This is a genomic window from Streptomyces sp. NPDC060232 (assembly GCF_042726555.1).
Lineage (GTDB): Bacteria > Actinomycetota > Actinomycetes > Streptomycetales > Streptomycetaceae > Streptomyces.
Genome location: NZ_JBHXAG010000018.1, coordinates 40683 through 59471, shown reverse-complemented (window position 1 = coordinate 59471; position 18789 = coordinate 40683). Strand labels below are relative to the sequence as shown.

Sequence of the window (18789 nt, the reverse complement as noted above, 5' to 3'; positions counted from 1 at the left end):
CCGACGTCACCAAAGACTTCCGTTCTCGCGCCGTGATCACGGCGCGAGAACGGGGGAACACACAGAAAATCCGATTTCAGAGGGAGGGAAACACCATGCAGGGAGTTATCGACTTCTCGCAGGACCTGTCTGTGCCGGCACTTGAGCTCGGCATGCAGGAGCTTGAGGCCATGGAGGCCCCGGGCTGGTCCACGTGGGCCGGTTTCGGCACGGGCACTGTTGTCACCAGCGCCATCGCCTACGGCAGCGTCTACGTGGCCGTCAGCGGCGCGGCGATCACCTAGAGCGGCCTGCACCAACCGCCGGATTCTCCGAGTAACCATCGAGAAGAGGTATCGAAATGCAGGCGGTCTTCGAGCCCAAGACGGGCTTTGACCTGAAGGATAATGGTCCGGCTCTGGAGCTGGGGATGCAGGAGCTTGAAGCCATGGAGGCGCCGGGCTTCTACACCGGTTTCAAGGACGGCCTGATGTTCAGCATCGCAGTGGGTGCGCTCAGCGTGGCTGCCTCTACCTGATGCCTGCCGGGGGCGCGAGCCCCTCGCGGTGTCAACAGCGGTGACGCCCGGCCCGGGACGGCCTCGGCCGTCCCGGGCCGGGCGTGCGGAGCGTAAACATCCGCAGAAGGAAAAAGGGAGAATCTCATGTCGAACACCGGAAACCGGTATCCGTCGAGCAAGTCGCTCACCATGATGACGGGGCTGCTCGCACTGATCCTCATGCCTGTCGGCGCCGCGCTGGACGGGACCGCGCAGTGGGTCCTGATCGGTGCCGCGACCGTCTTCATCTTCATCTGCGCCTACCAGATGAACGCGAACAGGCGGGCGGGCAGGGGATGAGCGACACCGCAGCGGTCTCCGTCCGCGGCCTGACCAAGCGGTTCGGTGAGGTCACCGCGGTGGAGGACGTGACGTTCGAGGTCCGGCCGGGCCGCATCGTGGGGCTGCTCGGCCGCAACGGCGCGGGGAAGACCACCTCGTTGCGCATGCTGCTCGGGCTCTCACGCCCCAGCTCCGGCACTGCCACCGTCTTCGGGCGCCCCTACGCCGACCTGCCCGACGCCGCGCGCCGGGTCGGGGTCAGCATGGACGGCATCGCCCCGATGCCCGGCACCAGTGGACGCCGCGATCTGCGGATCTGGGCCCGGATGCTCGGACTGCCCGCGACGCGTGTCGACGAGGTGCTGGACAAGGTCGGGCTGACCGACAGCGCCGACCGGAAGATCAAGGGCTACTCCACCGGCATGCGGCAGCGGCACGCCCTGGCGGTGGCGCTGCTCGCCGACCCGGAACTGCTGGTGCTCGACGAGCCCGCCAACGGGCTCGACCCGGACGGCATCCGGTGGCTGAGGACCTTCCTGCGCTCACTGGCCGACGAGGGACGCACCATCCTGCTCTCCAGTCACCTGCTCTCCGAGGTGGAACAGACAGTGGACGACGTGGTGATCCTTCAGCGCACCCTGCGGTACAGCGGTCCCATATCCGAGCTGGTCCCAGGCAGCGGAACCAGCCTGGAGGAACGATTCTTCGAGTTGGTCGGCACAGAAGCGGAAAGGCACGTCGATGCGTGAGGTGCTGAACGCCGAATGGCTCAAGGCATGGAGCGGACGCACCTGGTGGATCATGGGCGCACTCGGTGTGTTCCTGGGCCTGCTGGGCAGCAGCGGAGCCGCAGCCGTGGCCGACCAGCAGATCGACTCCGGCGCGACCGATGCCGCCGCGGCCACCGCCGAGCTCATCCGCTCCTGGTTCTCCGTTCTCCTGGCCTCCGTCCTCTTCGGCGCCCTCTTCGTGAGCCGGGAGTACAACACCGGAGCCATCAGCCGGTCCGTCCTGCTGTGTGGCAGCCGGACGCGGCTGCTCGCGGCCAAGACGATCGTCGGAACGGCCATGGGAGTGGTCTTCGCACTGCTGGCGGCGGTCCTCGCCCCCCTCTCCCTGTGGGGTTTCTTCACCCTGTTCGGCATGGACGTCCAGTGGAGCGGCGAAGCGACCCTGACGCTGCTCGGCGTGCTCACCGTGGTCACGCTGGCCGTGCCGTGGGGGGTCCTGCTCGGCTGGATCATCCGCAACCAGGCGGCGAGCGTGACGCTCGTGCTGGTGGTGACACTCTTCGTCGACGAGACGCTCTTCCGGGTGCTGCCCGCCGTCGGCAAGTTCACGATGGGGATCGCCATGGGTGCGGTCTACCGCGACGCCAAGCCCGAGATGCTGTCGATCCCCCTGGCCCTGCTCGTCATCGCCGGCTGGCTCGTCCTCGCCGGTTGGACGGCCCGCAGACTGCTCGTCACCCGGGACGTCAAATGACCCTGACCGACGAGCGGACCGCGCCGACCGCTCCGGGACCGGCCGGTCGGCCCCGGCGTCGCCGCAAGCGGGCCGACGCAGAACCCTCGGCGGCCGAGACGGCCGAACTGACCCGCCGGCCCCGGCTCGCCCCGCGGGTCCAGGTGCACGAGCCGACGGCAGAGGGTTCCCTGTGGATCGTGCAGTCCGGGCAGCAGTACATCCGGGTCGGTGCGGACATGGCCAGGCTGATGCGGGCGATGGACGGAGAACGCGACCACGCGGCTCTGGTGAGCACGCTGGGCGGACCCTGGACGGAGAACGCCGTCGCCACCGCCGTCCACAACCTCCAGGAGATGCGGCTGCTGGAGGACGGGAGGATCCACCGGCACAGCGGCACCTGGTTCAAGTACGTACCACCCCTGACACTGCAGTTCACCGTCCTGAAGCCGCAGCGGCTACTGAACCGGCTGGTGCCCCTCATCAGGCTGCTGGCGAACCGGGCCGCGGCCGTGGTCGCCGCGATACTCGTCCTGGGCGGACTGCTGGCGCTCACCGTGCAGGCCCCGGCGCTGACGCAGGCGCTCGGACAGCCCTTGCCGTTCGCCGTCCTGCTCGGTGTGATGACCGCGACGATCCTCACGACCGCGCTCCACGAGATGGGCCACGGGGCGGTCCTGACCCACTACGGCGGACGCCCCAGCCGGATGGGCGTGATGCTCTTCTACATGTCGCCCGCCTTCTTCTGCGACGTGTCCGACGGCTGGCGCCTGCCGCACAAGGAACAGCGCACCCGGGTCGCACTGGCGGGCATCGTCACACAGACAGTGGTCGCCGGAACGGTCTCCCTGAGCGCGCTCGTGCTGTCCGCGGTCAACGGCCCTTCGCTGCTGCACGACGGCATGCTGGTCTTCGGGGTCTCCACCTACCTCACGGGCGTACTCAACTTCGTACCGCTGGTGAAGCTCGACGGCTATCTCGCGCTGATGAGCCATCTCGACATCCCACACCTGCGCGACCGGTCCATGACCGACGCGCGGCGGTTCCTGGCCCGGATCCTGTTCGGCGGCCGGTACAGGCGTGAACTGCCGGGGCTCACCTGGGCCGTGCCCTTCGGTTTCGCCTGCATGATCTTCCCCCTCTACCTCGTCGCCGTCGCGATCGGCCTCTGGTCGGACATCGTCCAGAGCCTGGGCCTCGCCGGCGCCGCCGTGATGGCCGCGGCCATCAGCTACCTGATGTACCACGCCTGGAACGGCGGCGAGCGGCTGCTGCGCGAGGCGCGGCGGGCCGGGGCAGGCCTTCCGCGGATCGCCCTCGTCTCCGTGCTGGCCGTCGCCGCCGCGGCCGCCGCCCTGCTGTTCGTCCGACTGCCGTACACCGTGGTCGGGGGATTCGTTCAGGAAGGCGGCCAGGTCCGGCTGGTGCTGGCCGACACAGCCGACACCGACGCGGTCGCACGGGGCTCCGAGGTCCGCCTGGAGCGGCGCGGCCTGGTCATCGGCACCGATGTCGGCACCGGGGTCGTCGCGGTGGACCGTGGCGCACGGCAAACGGCACCACTGTCCGCCTTCGTCCCCTTCCGTGAGGGCGAGCACTTCCCGATGGAGGTGTCGGGCTTCGCGCTGCGTACGGACAAGGCACCGGCCGAGCGCGCCGGACTGGCGTACGTCGACGCGGGCACCCGGCCCGCGTGGGAGTGGCTGTACCTCAAATACGTAGCTCCATACGGGCGTTGACATCCAGAAGTTGGCATCACGACGGCCGGGCCAGGCAGTCGGCAGGGGAGACAGGTAAAGGTTATGGACGTAGGCAGACATCTTCACTATTGCCCTCCCGGCAGCCCGTTCTTCGATCTGCCGGCCACGGCCCACACCGACGAGGACGACTTCCCTCTCGCCCATGAGGAACCGCCCCCCGGCTGGACCCGGAGTGGCGGCACCGAGTGGATCGGCATCTCGCCGCCCGACTCCGCGATACCCGGGCAGGGCTGGAAGATCCATGTGTCGGCGACCCCCGACAACGCCGAGGACATCCTGGCCACCGTCTGGAAGTACTGCCTCGCGGGCGGCATCACCTTCAAGTTCCTGCGCAGCCGCGCCGTACTCGAATCGCGCAACAGCAAGTACGGCGACCGCAGCGCCAGCGGCAAGTTCGTCACCATCTACCCGCTCGACGAGGCCCGTCTGGCCCTCATCCTCAGCGAGCTGGACGACCTGCTGGGCGGCCGCGAAGGCCCCTACATCCTCAGCGACCTGAGATACCGGTCCGGCCCGCTCTACGTGCGCTACGGCGGCTTCCTCCTGCGCACCGTACGGGCGGACACCGGCGAACTCGTGCACTGCGTGGAGGATCCCGAGGGCAGGCTGGTACCCGACCACCGCGGCCCGGGCTTCCGCCCGCCGGCCTGGGCGCCCCTTCCCGACTGCCTGGCCGAATCGGCCGCGGCACGCAACTCCGGCACCCTTGAGGACTTCCCCTACCGCGTCACCTCCGCCGTGCACTTCTCCAACGGAGGAGGCGTCTACCGGGGCACCGACACCCGGGACGGCGCGGACGTCCTGCTCCGCGAAGCCCGCCCCTTCGCCGGTCTCGTCGACGGCGAGGACGCGGTCGGCCGCCAGCAACGGGAACACTGGGCGCTGGAGCGACTGGCCGGCCTGGACTGCATTCCCCGCCTCATCGACTTCCGCAAGGGGCGCGAACACTACTTCCTGGTCAGGGAATACGCCGAAGGCGAGCCCCTCGCCAAGGCGATGGTCCGCCGCAACCCCCTGGCAGGCGACAACCGGTCCCCCGAGGCCTTCACCGCGTACACGGAGTGGGCCCTGAGGATTCTGGGCCTGGTCGAAGAAGGCATCGCGTCCCTGCACGCCCGAGGCGTCGTCTTCCGCGATCTGCACCCGTCCAACATCCTCGTCCGCCCGGACGACACGGTTGTCTTCATCGACTTCGAGACGGCCGACTCCGTGGACTCCCCGGCCCGGCAGACCATGGGAGCGCCGGGGTTCACCGCACCGGCCGCGTACCGGGGCCCCGCCATCGACCGCTACGCCCTGGGATGCCTGCGCCTGGCCGTGTTCATCCCGCTGCCGACCCTGCTGCTCTGGGGCCCGGAGAAGACGGAGGACCTCATCGACGCGGTCCTCGCTCACTTCCCGGTACCCGCGGACTTCGCCGACACCGTCCGGCGCGATCTGGGCATCGAGGCCGACACGACGTGCCCCCGACCCACCGCGGACCTGCGGCCGGATCCCCGTGAGAACTGGCCCGCGCTGCGCACAGAGATCATCGACGGGATCCTGGCCACCGCTACACCGGACCGCCAGGACCGGCTCTTCCCCGGGGACCCGGAGCAGTTCGCCACGTCCGAGGGCGGGGCGGCCTTCGCCTACGGCGCCGCCGGGGTCCTGTGGTCCCTGGCCGAGGCCGGCGCGTCGGTCCCCGCACACCTCACCGACTGGCTGGTCGCGGCCACCCACGCCCTCGACCGCCCTTCGCCGGGCTTCTGCACCGGACTGAGCGGAATCGCCTTGGCCCTGGACCGGCTCGGGCGTGCCGAGACCGCCCGCGCGCTCGTCTCCCAGGTCGTGGCAGACCTCGGCGCAGAATCCGGCAGCGCTGACGACACCTTGCTCAGCGGAGCCTCCGGAGTGGGGCTCACCCTGCTCCACTTCGCCCGGAGCACCGGCGAGGGCGCCCTGCTGGACGAGGCCGTCCGACTGGCCGAGCGGATCACTGCCGGGCCCGCCGGGAGCCCGGACGGCAGGACACGTTTCGGGCTGCTGCGGGGGCCGGCGGGCCGCGCCCTGTTCCTGCTGCGACTGTACGAGGCAACCGGCGCCCCGTCCTTCCTGGAGCACGCGCACACCGCGCTGCGGCAGGAGCTGACCCACCTCGGCTGGGAGGGCGACCACCTGCCCGAATCGGCTCCGGGGCGAGCTCCGTTGCTGGCCGTGGGCAGTGCGGGCACGGGAATGGTGCTGCACGATCTCGTCACGCACCGTCCGGAAGCCGAGCTCATCCGCGCGCGTGACGCGATCCTGGGATCGGCCCGGCGCAGATTCGTGGCCCAGACAGGCCTGTTCCACGGCCGCGCGGGCACGCTTGTGGCCCTGCGTCACATGATCGACGGCACCGGCGCGCAGAAGAACGGGGCAGAGGAGGAGAGCCTACGCCTCCATGTGGACGGCTTCGCCCTGCAGACCGTGCGCCTCGACGACCGGCCCGCCTTCCTGGGCCACGAGGCCATGCGCGTCTCGACCGATCTCGCCACGGGAGGCGCGGGGGTGCTGCTCGCGCTGGACTCCGCGCTCACGGACGACGGGCCGTCGCTTCCGTTCTTCCGCAGGAGCGGCCTCGCGCCGCGTACAGGAGCCGCTTCGTGATCGACTTCCTCGGCACTTTGGACCGTACGCAGGGGCTCGCCGAACGGTGCGAGGTCCAGCCCCCCGCCCCGCCCACCGATCTGCTGTGGCGTGCCCTGGTACGGATCACCCCCGCCGCCGCCCCCCAGGAGCCCGTCGGCCGCGCCCTGGACCCGTGCGTCGTCGGGGCGTACGGACACTCGCGCTCCGACGCGCTGACGCGCGGCGTGGGCGAAGCCGTGGAGCGCTACGCGCTCTTCCCCTCGGCGACGGCCCCGCCCGGCACCGTACGCGCCACAGCGCGCGAAGCCGGCGGGCAGGTGCTGGCGTTCCACGGCCCGGACACGGCGCTGGGCGACCCGCGCGCTGCCGACGAGGTGCTGACCTGGTACCCGGCCCGGAGGCTGCGGGACGGGGCCGAGATCCTGGTACCCGCGCCGCTCGTGGACTATCCGAACGCCTCGCCCGAGGCGCGGCATTTCGACCCGACACCATCCGGAGCGGCGTCCGGCCACGGCTACACCATGGCGCTGCGCGCCGGCCTGATGGAAGTCATCGAGCGCGATGCCTTTCTCATCGCATGGGAGGAGCGGCTTCGGCTCGCGCGAGTGACACCGTTCCCGCTCACCGCAGGCGATGCCGCCGCCGGGCTCGGAGGGAAGCGCAACATCAAGCGCCGCAACCTCGCGGCGCTGTGGCAGAAGACCGAGCAGGCGGGACTCGTGCCGGTCCTGGCGGACCTGCCCACCGCGGTGCCGGGCGTCGTCTGCACCGTCGCCGCGGTCATCGACGAGACGGGCGCCGGGGCCGGTCCGCTGGCGACAGTGGGGTGCAACGCCTCGGACGATCCTTGGTGGAGCATGCTCGGGGCGCTGCAGGAAGCCCTCCAGGTCCGCTCGGTGATCCTCAACTCCTGGGACGAGCACGGCTTCGGCAGGGCGCCGGCGCGAATCGACGACGACGACGACCGTCTGCGCCATCTGGCGTCCCCGGAGGGATACGAGCAAGTCCGCGAGTGGGTCGACGGCTTCGTCCAGTACACCTCGCACCGGACCGCGGTCGAGGTGCCGACCGACACGGTCGTACGGAGCCTGGTCGCCGACGGCGCGGATCCGCTCGCGATCGATCTCACCCACCGGCTCCCCGCCGGGCTGCGCGAGATGGGGTGGGCGGCGGTCAAGGTCATACCGGTCGGGTACCAGCCGCTGCGGCTGGTCGAGAGCCACGATTTCAGCTGGCACACAGGTCGGCTGCGGACCGCCGAGGCCCGCACCGGCCGTCGCGCGGGTCCCGTCTCCGCATTCTCGGGCAGGCCGCACCCCTTGCCGTGACACGCTCCTGCGACGGCGCCGGTTCGGACAGCGGGGCGACCGCATCCCCCAGCCGGCTCCGCTCGAACTCGCCCACGCGTACCGGCCCTCTGCCTGACCAGCGGCTCCACGGCCGCACTCGGGAAGACGACAGCCTCGAAAGCCAGGGCGGGTTCAAGTCCCTTAGGGTCTGTATCGAGTTGCCCCGCGGCGTCGCGACGCCCGGCACGCACCCTCGGCGCACGAGCCACATGCCCTAGTAGCTCCGCTACGAGGACATTCGTCCCGCACGCCGAGGGCACGCACCGAACGCCGCTCCTTGCTCCACGGGGCAACTCGATACAGACCCTAGGAGTCCGCATCGTTGGTGATGCCGAGGACGGACGGGTCGATCCCTTGAGTGCTCTGCCGTCGCCAGCGATCACGCGCGGCCGCCCGGACCCGCAGGGCGGTGGTGTCTGGGCGGGCTCGGTGGCGGCGAGGTGCCGGTCGGCCGGGTAGACGCCCACCGCCCGGTCCAGGGCGGCACCGTCGACAGCCCCCCGACACACGGCCGATCATGGCCGACGACGGAGCGCGCCACCCTCTGGGAAGGAGTGCCGGATCCCGATGACTGTCAGGCGTGCGTCGAAGCACGCAGGCTCCCGGCGAGCGCAGCCGCCCTGCTCCAGGGCCGCTCCAGACTCCCCCGTGGTGATCAAATACGCTTAACTGGGGCGTTTGAGGCGGGCTTCCTCAATTCTTCCTCTGGTACTCGGCGCCGCTCCCTCCTCGCCTTCTTTGCCGAACCTTTGTGTGCTAGTTTCCTCGTCACTGCTCAAGGGCTTTCGGGGACGGGGGGCGCCAACTGGGCTTGACTCGCCCAGGTTTCCTGACGTCCTCTGTGTCAGAATTACGGGGAAACATGGAACGAATACTTCTTGTCATCGATTCTCCTGCGCTGCTACGACGGATGACTGAGGTGCTGGTCGGTCCTGGATGGGTTGTCTCCGGGTACGGAGACGGTGGAGCCGTCGCCGACTCGTCCACTCCGGCGGATATCGTCGTGGTGGAGGCCGGCGTGCTGAACGCCGAGCCGTCGCTCGCCCAACGGGGAACCCGGCTCATCGTCCTGGTGTCGGGCCAGGGCGACGCCTTCTGGCCGTCGTCGGCCCACACCCAGGTGGCCGGCATCATCGGCCGTGATGATCCCGACCGCGGGTACGTGGCCGCGGTCCGCGAGGTGCTGAGCGGGCGGGGCTGGGTCTCTCCCGAGCTTGTCCCCGCGCTGCTCTCGGGCCGCATGAGTCACCCCCGGGCGACCGAGCCGCCCGTCGAGGAGGTCGGCCGGCTCACCGATCGTGAGCGGGGGGTGGCCCGACTGGTGGCCGAGGGCTTCTCCAACTCGGAGATCGCCGAGCAGCTGATCATCGAGCGCAGCACGGTCAAGTTCCACGTCTCCAATGTGCTGCGCAAACTGCGATGCCGTGACCGCTCGCAGGTGGCGGCCCTGTGGTACTCGCACGCACCCTCGGTCGGCATCGCGGCCTGAACGCCCCCGGGTCCCGCCCCGGCACCCCGGGGCGGGACCCGGTGTGCCGGGGTGTCCGCATCCTCTGCGCAAGCCTCCTCAGGTTTCTGCATGTCCGAGGATCCCAGAATGTGTTTCACCGTCAGGATTCTCTGATCCCGCATGGGGGGGCATTGCAGTCCCGAATTTCAATGCGGGAATAATGGGCATTATTTGGCCAACCGGTCACGAACCCGCAACCGGCCACCCTGCGCAGGCCTCATTCCGCGGGTGTCGCAATGTAATGCCGCGAAGTCGGGGCTTGCCGAGGATTTACCCGCAGCTGCCCGGTCCGGTGGTGGCTGCTGGCGCGCTGCAGGCATTGAAGAAAAGCGGAAAGAAGTCGCGGACAACGGGTGAATGCGGGTCAGCACACACGACTTCCGACTCCACCACCGTCCGCGCCCACCGGCATGCCGCCACCTCCCTGCGAAGCGGCGGTCACACGCGCATCAATCCTGCGCTGGGCAAGATCAATTCGAAGGCGGACCCTCAGCCCGAGGCTGGGACCGCGCATGCACGAAACCGCAGGTAGGGATCCCTTTTCGGCAGGCTCCAGGATCGCAGCGCACTCCACGTGGCGGGGTCATCGGGAAGAGGTGGAGATCCGGGCCGCTGCGAGAGGACGAAGTTGAGCGATCCAGTGCACCTTCAATGTGCACCAGGGGCGTGGCATTTCCCTTGGCACTCGCAGGTCGCCGGCCGGCCCGGGCACATCGGGCCGGGGTCATGGAGCGGGGCGGCAGCAGGCGGCATCTTCGGACTGCGTGGTCGGCCTCAGCACGGCCGCGGTGATCGAGCGTGTGGCGACGTCGGCCATGCCGACCGGCTCGACGCGGTCCACCACCCCGTTGTCCACCCCACCCGGGGGGTGTCGAGCGGGTGTTCTGCGGCCGAACGGGTAGACGGAAGGGGCCGATGGGGCGGCCGCGGATGTTGCGGGCGGGTCGTCGGGAGCGGGCGTCATACGGTGGCGGTCGCTGCCAGGCGACCTCGGAACGGACCCTCATGATGCAAACGAGCTGGGACCGCACGCTCTTCAGCACCTCCTCGGCCCTTGCCACCACCGTCACCCACGACACCGGCCTGCTGCTGCTCCGGCTCGTCGTCGGCCTGTCCATGGCCGGCCACGGCACGATGAAGCTCTTCGGCTGGTTCGGCGGCCCGGGCCTCACCGCGACCGGCAAGGGCTTCACGATGGCCGGCTACCCCGCCGGGGACGCCATGGCCGTCATCGCCGGACTCTCCGAGACCCTCGGCGGCCTCGGACTCGCCCTCGGCCTGCTCACCCCGCTCGCCGGCGCGGTCCTGACGGGCGTCTTCGTCAACATCCTCGACGTCCGGGGCTTTGGTGCCTACTTCCCGCCCAAGGGCATCGAACTCGAAGTCGTGCTGTTCGCCGCGATCATCGCCCTCACGCTCACCGGGCCCGGCCGCTACGCCGTCGACCACTACCTGCCGGTGCTGCGCGCACCACGGCCCCGCTACCGCGTGCTCGCACTGCTGGCGGGCGCCGTCGTCGGCTTCGTCGTCCTGCTCCTGCGGGACTGACGGTTCACGCCCCCAGGTGCGCCGCCGGCCCCGACGGGTAAGGCGTCTCCACCGGCAGCAGGGCGCGCGCCGCGTCGTCCTCGCCCGACCGGAGCAGGCCGTGGACCTCCCGGGCCAGCGGGGTCACATCGCGGATGGAGACCGTCCACTCGTCGGCGTACGCCCGCGAGGCCGGACCCGACAGGCCCAGCTGAAGCGAGCGGTACGGCAGCGCGTTCAGGTGCAGGTCCCGCTCCGGGTCCCACTGCACGCGGGCGGGCGCCCCGCGCAGAGACTCCCGCCAGGCCGCCCGGTCGGCGTGCACGCCCGGCTCGTAGTGCGACAGGCAGGCCTCGCGCAGTGCCCGGTCGAAGCCGTCGCGGGTGATCTCGACCGCCAGCACCGTCTCCTGGTCGGCCTTGGCGGCCCATCCGCAGCGGTACATCATCCACAGGAACGACGGCTTGATCCACGTCATCCGCTCGCGCTTCCAGGCGGGCGGGAAGCGGCCGTCGCGGGCCGCGGGGAGGCCGAGGCGGGGGGCGTAGGCCTGGTAGACGGTGATCGTGGTGTCGGTGTGCGCGGCGCGGATCTGGCGGTGCGGTACGGCGTGCATGGCCTCAGGGTGTCCGGCGCCGGGGCCACGCCGCCAGCCGTTTTCCCTGCGGGTGCCGCGCCGTTGCGGGGGCGCTGCCCCCGGACCCCCGCGCCCCAAACGCCGGCGGGGCTGGAGGGTGCGGCGGGGCTGGAAGGGGTCAGAGGTGGTCGTCCGCCAGTTCCGCCACGCCCGTGACACGGTGCAGGGCGTAGGTGCGGACCTCGTCCGCCGTGTGGTCGTAGCCCGTGACGAAGCCGCCCTCGACCCGTACCGGTGCGATGACCCGCTGGCTCGCCGCGCCGTCCGCGTTCACGTAACCGATCCACACCGCCGATCCGGTCAGCGCCGCCGCCTGCACCGTCGCCAGGGTCTCCGCCGCGCTCGTGCGCGGCAGCTCGCCCGGCACGCCGGCCGCCGGCCCCGGCTCCTTGCGGACCGCCGTCGCCGCCAGGTCGCCCGCGCGGATCGCCCGTACGGCCGCCCCCAGCAGCGTCGCGTCCGGCACCGGCGGGCCGTCCGGCACCGGTACGGGAGCCGAGCGGGCCGGCGTGCGGTGGGCGTCGGCCCGCGCCACCAGCACGTCACCGGTACCGGACTCCGCGGCCGGCGCGTACCCCATCGCCCGCAGCCCCTCCAGCAGCGCGGTCGGTTCGGCCCGCGCGGCCAGCACCGTCGGCGCCAGCCGGCGCAGACCCAGCCCCGCGGAGCGCTTGTCCGCCAGGATCTCGCCCAGCAGGGCGTCGTCGTCGCAGCGCACGTACGAGGAGGCCGCGCCGACCCGCAGGTGCCCGTGCCGCCGCGCCACGTCGTCGATCAGGTACGCCAGCGGCTGCGGAACCGGCGTACGGCTGTGCTCCTTGAGGAAGGCGTGCAGATCGGCGGCGGCGTGACCGGCGTCCAACGCCCGCCGCACCGAGCCCGGCGTGAACCGGTACACCGTCGCCCCGCCCTTGGACTCCACGTCCGCGAGCACGGCCAGGGTGTCCCCGAGCGGGCGGCGCAGCGGTCCCGGCGCCACCGCCGTCAGGTCGGCCTGCAGCAGCACGTGGTCCACCGGCTCCGGCAGCAGCGGCGCCAGCAGCGGCGCCGGATCCCGGCCCTCCAGCAGGGCCCGGCCCGGCCCGGACAGCGCGCCCCGGCCGGTCACGCCGAGGACCTCCGCCTCGGTCAGCGCCCAGCCCGCGAGCCGCGCCCGCAGGTCGCCCGCCGTGCGCACGGGCCGCTCCCACGCGAGCCGTGCCAGCACCGCGTCCGTGTCGGGCGAGCCGCCCTCCGGCAGGTCCGCCAGGAGTTCCAGGACGCGCCGGCGCACCTCGGCCGCCGCGGAACGGTCCAGATCGGGGCCGAGCGCCGACAGCGTGCGCCCCTTCGCGTCCTGCTCGCCGACCAGGCCGGCCGTACGGGTGGCCGGCAGCCAGGCGGCCGCCAGCACCGACCACCGTTCGGCGGGCGGCAGTTCGCGCCAGTCGTCGAAGGCCGGGGTGGGCGCGTACCGCTCGTCCGCCTCCCCGTCGCCGGCCAGCAGCCCGGCCGCGTAGGCGAGTTCGATCCAGAACGCCGCCGACGCCTCGGTGGCGTCCAGGGCGGCCGCCGCCCGCTTCAGGTCCCGTACGGACAGCCCGCCCGCCCGCAGCACCGGCGGACCGGTGTGCTCCCAGGACTTCACCAGTTCCTCGACGGTGGCCAGCGCGGCCAGCGCCTGCCCGGCGGCGTTCGCGTCCACAAGCTGTGGACGGTGCTCGCGGTGCGCGGGCACCGGCGGAGCCACCGGCGAGGTGTCCCGGTGCGCGAGCCCGCCGCGCAGGTGCAGCGCCACCTCCCGGGGCAGGACCACGGTCCGCGCGGTCGCGGGCAGCAGCAGCCCCCGGTCGCGCAGCCAGCGCACCGGCGGCGCGGGGTTCGGGGTCACCTCCCCGTACGGCGGCCCCCACACCAGCCGGCCCAGCACCTGGTGCGCCTCGGCCGGGGCCTCGTCCAGCAGCGCCGACATCCGCTCCGGGTCGGTGAACAGCGCGGTCAGCGCGGTGACCGCGGACACCGGATCGTGCGTGGCGGGCAGCCCGGCGGCCGCCACGATCTCCTGCACCCGGGTCGGCGACATCCCGGCGGTGGCCTCGGCGACGGTCGGTCCGAGCCCCGTCGGCGAAGGGCGCTGCGCGGACGGGGCGAGCAGCTCGCGGGCGGTGCGCACCAGGCGCAGCCGGTCCTCGTCGCCCCACACCAGGGCCTGGTCGCGCAGGGTGGCCAGGGCCCGGGGGAGCGCCGCGCGGGCCCGCTCGTCCTCGCCGCCCGTCAGCAGCCCCTCCAGCACCGGGTACGGGCACGGGTCCGGGGCCACGGCGAGGGCCTCGGCCGTCTGCAGCGTGAACCGGTCCAGGTGCTCCAGCGCCCGCACCACCGAGGCCCGGGTCCCGGCGCGCGTCGCGAGCTGGGTGATGTCACCGGGCACCGGGTTCAGCAGGTCCGGCCGGGAGTGCAGGAGGGAGGAGAGCGCGGCGTCGTCGCGGGCGCGCAGCGCCTCGGCGAGGGAACGCGGGGAGGTGGCCCCGGTCCCGCTCTCCGGAGCTCCCGCAGCAGTGCTTGGCTCGGGCACAGTCGCCTCCCGGTCGCGTCGGCCGGTCGTGTCGGCCGGTCCCCATCCGGCCAACGGTATCCGCTGCGCCCGGGGCGGCTCCACGGGTGCACGCGCTACCTTCGGGAGAGGCGGTAAGGGAGGAGCCTGGGCGTGGGGATCGAAAGCGACCACCTGGTCTACGAATATCTGAGCGCCGTCGGGGACTTGGCGCAACGCAGGCACCTCTCCTCCGGCGACCGGATGCGGCTCGTGGCGGGCCTGCGGGACGAGATCGACCGTCGGCGCGCCAAGTACGACCCGGAGACCCCGGCGGCCGTACGCCGCATCCTGGAGCGCATCGGCACGCCCGAGGAGGTCCTGGACACCCTCGGCAGCCGGCAGGGCGAGGCCCCCGCCGCCGGCCCCGCCGACCCGGTCCCGTCGGTGCCCGCCCAGCGGGCTCCGGGCCGCCTGCGCCTGCCCGGGGTCCCGCCGCCGCGCCCGGCGCCCGAGCGGGAGCCGCAGCCGGAGAACGTGCCGCCGCACCTGGCCGGGCTGGACGAGCTCGGCCCGTCCGGCGGCGCCGAGCCCGACTGGTGGCGGATGAACCCCGGCGCGTACGGGGACGGCCCGCAGGTCGAGGGCTTCGCGGGCGGCATCGAGATCCCGGACCTGTTCAAGGAGCGGCCGGAGGACGACGGCGAGGAGGAGGACGCGGCCCCGCCCGGGCCGCCGGACTCGCGCGCACGGACCCTCGTACGGTTCCTGCGCGAGCGGCGGCGCGCGAAGGCGGAAGCCGCCGAGAAGGCCGGGGCGCAGCCGGAGGCGGCCGCCGCCCCGGCGCGTCCGCGGCCCAACGCCTTCCTGCTGCTGGCCGCCGCGGTCCTCGTCGTCGGCGTCGTCAGCGGGCACTGGCTGCTCCTCGTCATCGGCTGGCTCCTGCCCTACGCCTCGCGGGTGCTGCGGCCCGCCGAACGCAAGTGGGCCGTCTTCGGCCCGCCGGGCGTGGTCCTGGCGGGCGCAGCGGTGTGGCTGTGGGGCCGCACCAACGGCACGTGGGGCGAGGCCCTGGCCGACGACCAGGTCGGGGGCGCGGTCCAGGGCATGTGGCCGTGGCTGCTGCGGGGCGCCGCGCTGGCGTCCGTGCTGTATCTGGTGTGGCGGGCGCGCCGCCGCTGACGCGACGCGCCCCGGGCTCGGCGTCCCGCCACCGCTCAGCCGCCGGGGGCTGCGCTGCTCCTGCGCCGTGAACAGCAGTTCCGGGGAGGTTCCGGGGAGGTTCGCCGCACCGTCCACCGCTGTCCGCCCGCCTCGGCACAATGGGCCGTATGAACCTCACCGTCGGCTTCGACCTCGACATGACCCTGATCGACTCCCGCCCGGGCATCCGGGCCGCCTACCGGGCGCTGTCGGCCGAGACGGGCACGTACATCGACGCCGACGCGGCGGTCACCCGCCTGGGACCCCCGCTGGACGAGGAGCTGGCCCGCTGGTTCCCGCAGTCCGAGATCCCGGGCGTGGCGGACCGCTACCGGGAGATCTACCCGGACCACGCCATCGAGCCGACGCCCGCGATGCCCGGCGCCCGCGAGGCCGTGGCCGCCGTCCGGGCGATGGGCGGCCGCGCGATCGTCGTCACCGCCAAGCACGAGCCCAACGCCCGCCTGCACCTGGCGCACCTCGGCATCGAGCCGGACGCGGTCATCGGCTGGCTGTGGGCGGAGGCCAAGGCGGGCGCGCTGCGCGAGCACGGCGCGCAGGTCTACGTCGGCGACCACGTCGGGGACGTACGCGGCGCCCGCACGGCCGGCGCGCTGTCCGTGGCGGTGCCGACCGGCCCCTGCCCCGAGCCGGAACTGCGCGCCGCGGGCGCGGACGTGGTGCTGACCGACCTCACCGCGCTGCCCGAGTGGCTCGCGCGGTACGTCGCCGCGCAGCCCGTCTGAGCGCCGCTTCTGTGCTTAGGGTCTGTATCGAGTTGCCCCGCGGCGTCGCGACGCCCGGCACGCACCCTCGGCGCACGAGCCACATGCCCTGGTAGCTCCGCTACGAGGACATGCGTCCCGCACGCCGAGGGCACGCACCGAACGCCGCTCCTTGCTCCACGGGGCAACTCGATACAGACCCTAGGCCTCCTGGGAGGCCCGGGCCGCCTTGCGCTGCGCCGCCGCCGAGCGCAGCACGCCCGCGGCGGAGATCGCGAAGCCGACGCCCATCAGCATGCACACGGCCCACGCGTACGACGGGAACGGGTCGATGTCGAGGAACAGCGGAGCCATCGTGGCCAGCGTGGCGACGGCCCCGGCGATGAACACGATGCCGCCGGCCTTGACCAGTCCGTCGCCGGGCCGCGCTTCGTCCGAATGAGGAGTAACAGTCACCTCACCAGGGTAGTTCCCTGGCCGAAGCAGCCGACCGCGAAGGACCGGGGAACGTCTTGTCACCCGGCCCCCGACCATTAGCCTTGAGGTGGCGGGTCACACATGGCCCGCTGCGCTGTTGTCCGGAGCCGTTCGCGGAACTTCGGACCCCCGACGAGCACAAGGACAGAGGACGGACGTGCCTACCGGCAAGGTCAAGTGGTTCAACAGTGAGAAGGGCTTCGGCTTTCTCTCCCGCGACGACGGCGGAGACGTCTTCGTCCACTCGTCGGTGCTCCCTGCCGGGGTCGATGCCCTCAAGCCCGGTCAGCGAGTCGAGTTCGGCGTCGTCGCCGGACAACGCGGTGACCAGGCACTTTCGGTGACCGTCCTGGACCCGGCGCCGTCCGTCGCGGCCGCCCAGCGCCGCAAGCCCGACGAGCTCGCCTCGATCGTGCAGGACCTCACCACCCTGCTGGAGAACATCACCCCGATGCTTGAGCGCGGCCGCTACCCCGACAAGGTGCACGGCACGAAGATCGCCGGCCTGCTGCGCGCGGTGGCCGACCAGCTCGACGTCTGACCCGCGCACACACGACCGCGCCCCGCCCCTCGAACGAGCGGCGGGGCGCGGCCGTGTGCGGCGCGCGCACCCCTACGGGAAGGCGAGCGCGCCCGGCGCGATGGCCGGTACCAGCCCCTCGGCCGCCGCTCGCGTCAGCAGCCCGCGCACCGCGGCGTAGCCGGACTCGCCCAGGTCCGCCGTGAACTCGTTGACGTACAGGCCGATGTGCTGGTCGGCGACGGCCGGGTCCAGCTCCTGCGCGTGCGCGCGGACGTACGGGCGGGAGGCCTGCGGGTCGTCCCAGGCCATCCGGACCGAGGTGCGCGCCGACTCGGCCAGCTCGCGCAGGCGCTGCGCACCCAGCGACCGCTTCGCGATGATCGCGCCGAGCGGGATCGGCAGACCGGTCGTGGACTCCCAGTGCTCGCCCATGTCGGCGAGGCAGTGCAGGCCGTAGTCCTGGTAGGTGAACCGGGCCTCGTGGATGACCAGTCCGGCGTCCACCCGGCCGTCCCGGACCGCCGGCATGATCTCGTGGAACGGCAGCACGACCACCTTGCCGACGCCCTCCGGCAGCACGTCGGCCGCCCACAGCCGGAACAGCAGGTAGGCGGTGGAGCGTTCGCTCGGCACCGCGACCGTCTTCCCCGCCAGGTCCAGGCCCGGCTCCGCCGTCAGCACCAGCGGTCCGCAGCCGCGCCCGAGGGCCCCGCCGCACGGCAGCAGCGCGTACTCCTCCAGCACCCACGGCAGCACCGCGTAGGACACCTTCAGCACGTCCAGCTCGCCGCGCTCGGCCATGCCGTTGGTGAGGTCGATGTCCGCGAAGGTGACGTCCAGGGCAGGCGCGCCGGGCACCCGTCCGTGCGCCCACGCGTCGAAGACGAACGTGTCGTTCGGGCAGGGCGAATAGGCGATCTTCAGCGGTTCACCGTCGACCACGGTGTTGCTCATGGCGTTCTCCCCAGTTCGCGAGTACGGGCCCCAGCACGCGGAAGCCCTCGGCGAGCGCTGCCAGCGCGTCCCCGATCCGCCAGGCGGCGCGGTCGCGCGGCCCCACGGCGTTGGACACGGCGCGGATCTCCAGGACGGGCAGCCCGTGCGCGGCGGCGGCCTCCGCGACCCCGAAGCCCTCCATGGCCTCGGCCCCGGCCATCGGGTGCCGGGCCGCGAGAGCGGCCGCCCCGTCGGCGGTCCCGGTCACGGTGGAGACGGTCAGTACGGGCGCCAGCAGCGCCCCGGTCGCCTCCGCGGCCCGGGCGGCCAGCTCGGCGGGCGGCAGGTGCACGCTGCGTCCGAAGCCCAGCGCCGACACGTCGACGAACCCGTCGGGGGTCTGCGCCCCCAGGTCGGCTGCGACGATCGCGTCCGCGACCACGAGGGAGCCGACCGGGGCGGCGGGCGCGAACCCGCCGCCGATGCCGGCGCTGACGACCAGTCCGTATTCGGCTCCGGCGAGGGCCAGAGCCGTGGCGGTGCCCGCGGCGGCCGCCGCCGGACCGACGCCGCCGACGAGCACGTCGAAGGCGATGCCCGGAAGGTCCCGGCGGGTGATGAGGTATCCGCCGGGGAGCGTGCGCGGCTCAGGACCGGGACTGTCCGGATGAGGGGTCAGGCCGGTGAGGACGGATTCCGACTCCGCCCCCACCGCCGTCACGACGAGCGCGCGCAC

General features: G+C 72.4%; 18 protein-coding genes. 13 read left to right on the top strand and 5 right to left on the bottom strand.

All coding sequences use genetic code 11. From position 1 onward, the window contains the following. The first annotated feature begins 95 nt into the window (after window positions 1-95). The 10 genes from ACFWFZ_RS24465 to ACFWFZ_RS24420 all read left to right on the top strand — a co-directional run bounded on the left by ACFWFZ_RS24465 (window position 96) and on the right by ACFWFZ_RS24420 (window position 11061). Window positions 96-284, top strand: coding sequence for a daptide-type RiPP (locus ACFWFZ_RS24465; protein ID WP_387124979.1), 189 nt, complete (start codon window positions 96-98; stop codon window positions 282-284). 56 nt (window positions 285-340) lie between these two features. Further along, on the top strand, window positions 341-517 hold the full coding sequence (locus ACFWFZ_RS24460) for a daptide-type RiPP (protein WP_167389242.1): 177 nt from the start codon (window positions 341-343) through the stop codon (window positions 515-517). Window positions 518-643: 126 nt separating this feature from the next. Continuing rightward, window positions 644-838, top strand: coding sequence for a hypothetical protein (locus ACFWFZ_RS24455; protein WP_060180046.1), 195 nt, complete (start codon window positions 644-646; stop codon window positions 836-838). Next, a complete protein-coding gene (locus ACFWFZ_RS24450; RefSeq protein WP_060180045.1) occupies window positions 835-1569 on the top strand; it encodes an ABC transporter ATP-binding protein in 735 nt (244 codons plus the stop codon). Before ACFWFZ_RS24455 ends, ACFWFZ_RS24450 begins: the two co-directional genes overlap by 4 nt. Beyond that, the gene (locus tag ACFWFZ_RS24445; RefSeq protein WP_387124978.1) at window positions 1562-2305 is read left to right on the top strand and encodes an ABC transporter permease; all 744 of its coding nucleotides are present in this window, start codon (window positions 1562-1564) and stop codon (window positions 2303-2305) included. The genes ACFWFZ_RS24450 and ACFWFZ_RS24445 overlap by 8 nt, the downstream gene beginning before the upstream one ends. Further along, window positions 2302-4023, top strand: a complete 1722-nt coding sequence (gene mpaP / locus ACFWFZ_RS24440; RefSeq protein WP_387124977.1) for a daptide biosynthesis intramembrane metalloprotease — start codon at window positions 2302-2304, stop codon at window positions 4021-4023. The genes ACFWFZ_RS24445 and mpaP overlap by 4 nt, the downstream gene beginning before the upstream one ends. 63 nt (window positions 4024-4086) lie before the next feature. Continuing rightward, on the top strand, window positions 4087-6672 hold the full coding sequence (gene lanKC / locus ACFWFZ_RS24435) for a class III lanthionine synthetase LanKC (RefSeq protein WP_387124976.1): 2586 nt from the start codon (window positions 4087-4089) through the stop codon (window positions 6670-6672). Beyond that, the gene (locus tag ACFWFZ_RS24430) at window positions 6669-7982 is read left to right on the top strand and encodes a YcaO-like family protein (RefSeq protein WP_387124975.1); all 1314 of its coding nucleotides are present in this window, start codon (window positions 6669-6671) and stop codon (window positions 7980-7982) included. Before lanKC ends, ACFWFZ_RS24430 begins: the two co-directional genes overlap by 4 nt. Before the next feature lie 931 nt (window positions 7983-8913). Beyond that, window positions 8914-9492 carry a LuxR C-terminal-related transcriptional regulator gene (locus tag ACFWFZ_RS24425; RefSeq protein WP_387124973.1) on the top strand — a complete coding sequence of 193 codons (579 nt, stop codon included), beginning with the start codon at window positions 8914-8916 and terminating at the stop codon, window positions 9490-9492. Window positions 9493-10521: 1029 nt separating this feature from the next. Continuing rightward, complete coding sequence (locus ACFWFZ_RS24420; protein WP_387125106.1) at window positions 10522-11061, top strand: DoxX family protein; 540 nt, start codon at window positions 10522-10524, stop codon at window positions 11059-11061. Window positions 11062-11065: 4 nt separating this feature from the next. Here the strand turns inward: ACFWFZ_RS24420 and ACFWFZ_RS24415 are convergent, their stop codons facing one another. Further along, a complete protein-coding gene (locus tag ACFWFZ_RS24415) occupies window positions 11066-11656 on the bottom strand; it encodes a DUF4291 domain-containing protein (protein WP_387124972.1) in 591 nt (196 codons plus the stop codon). A gap of 139 nt (window positions 11657-11795) precedes the next feature. Further along, the gene (locus ACFWFZ_RS24410; RefSeq protein WP_387124970.1) at window positions 11796-14231 is read right to left on the bottom strand and encodes a helicase-associated domain-containing protein; all 2436 of its coding nucleotides are present in this window, start codon (window positions 14229-14231) and stop codon (window positions 11796-11798) included. A 132-nt stretch (window positions 14232-14363) separates the two neighbouring features. Between ACFWFZ_RS24410 and ACFWFZ_RS24405 the strand changes: the two genes are divergently transcribed. Beyond that, a complete protein-coding gene (locus ACFWFZ_RS24405) occupies window positions 14364-15371 on the top strand; it encodes a hypothetical protein (RefSeq protein ID WP_387124968.1) in 1008 nt (335 codons plus the stop codon). A gap of 140 nt (window positions 15372-15511) precedes the next feature. Beyond that, window positions 15512-16138: an HAD family hydrolase gene (locus ACFWFZ_RS24400; protein WP_381786606.1), complete on the top strand. Its 627-nt coding sequence runs from the start codon at window positions 15512-15514 to the stop codon at window positions 16136-16138. 180 nt (window positions 16139-16318) lie between these two features. Here the strand turns inward: ACFWFZ_RS24400 and ACFWFZ_RS24395 are convergent, their stop codons facing one another. Beyond that, window positions 16319-16573 (bottom strand): hypothetical protein, encoded by a 255-nt coding sequence (locus ACFWFZ_RS24395; RefSeq protein WP_387124964.1) that lies wholly within the window; start codon window positions 16571-16573, stop codon window positions 16319-16321. A gap of 178 nt (window positions 16574-16751) precedes the next feature. Between ACFWFZ_RS24395 and ACFWFZ_RS24390 the strand changes: the two genes are divergently transcribed. Next, window positions 16752-17135: a cold-shock protein gene (locus tag ACFWFZ_RS24390; protein ID WP_030012939.1), complete on the top strand. Its 384-nt coding sequence runs from the start codon at window positions 16752-16754 to the stop codon at window positions 17133-17135. A 72-nt stretch (window positions 17136-17207) separates the two neighbouring features. Here the strand turns inward: ACFWFZ_RS24390 and ACFWFZ_RS24385 are convergent, their stop codons facing one another. Both ACFWFZ_RS24385 and ACFWFZ_RS24380 read right to left on the bottom strand, forming a co-directional pair. After that, a complete protein-coding gene (locus ACFWFZ_RS24385) occupies window positions 17208-18071 on the bottom strand; it encodes a 1,4-dihydroxy-6-naphthoate synthase (RefSeq protein ID WP_387124963.1) in 864 nt (287 codons plus the stop codon). After that, complete coding sequence (locus ACFWFZ_RS24380) at window positions 18046-18789, bottom strand: futalosine hydrolase (protein WP_387124962.1); 744 nt, start codon at window positions 18787-18789, stop codon at window positions 18046-18048. Before ACFWFZ_RS24380 ends, ACFWFZ_RS24385 begins: the two co-directional genes overlap by 26 nt.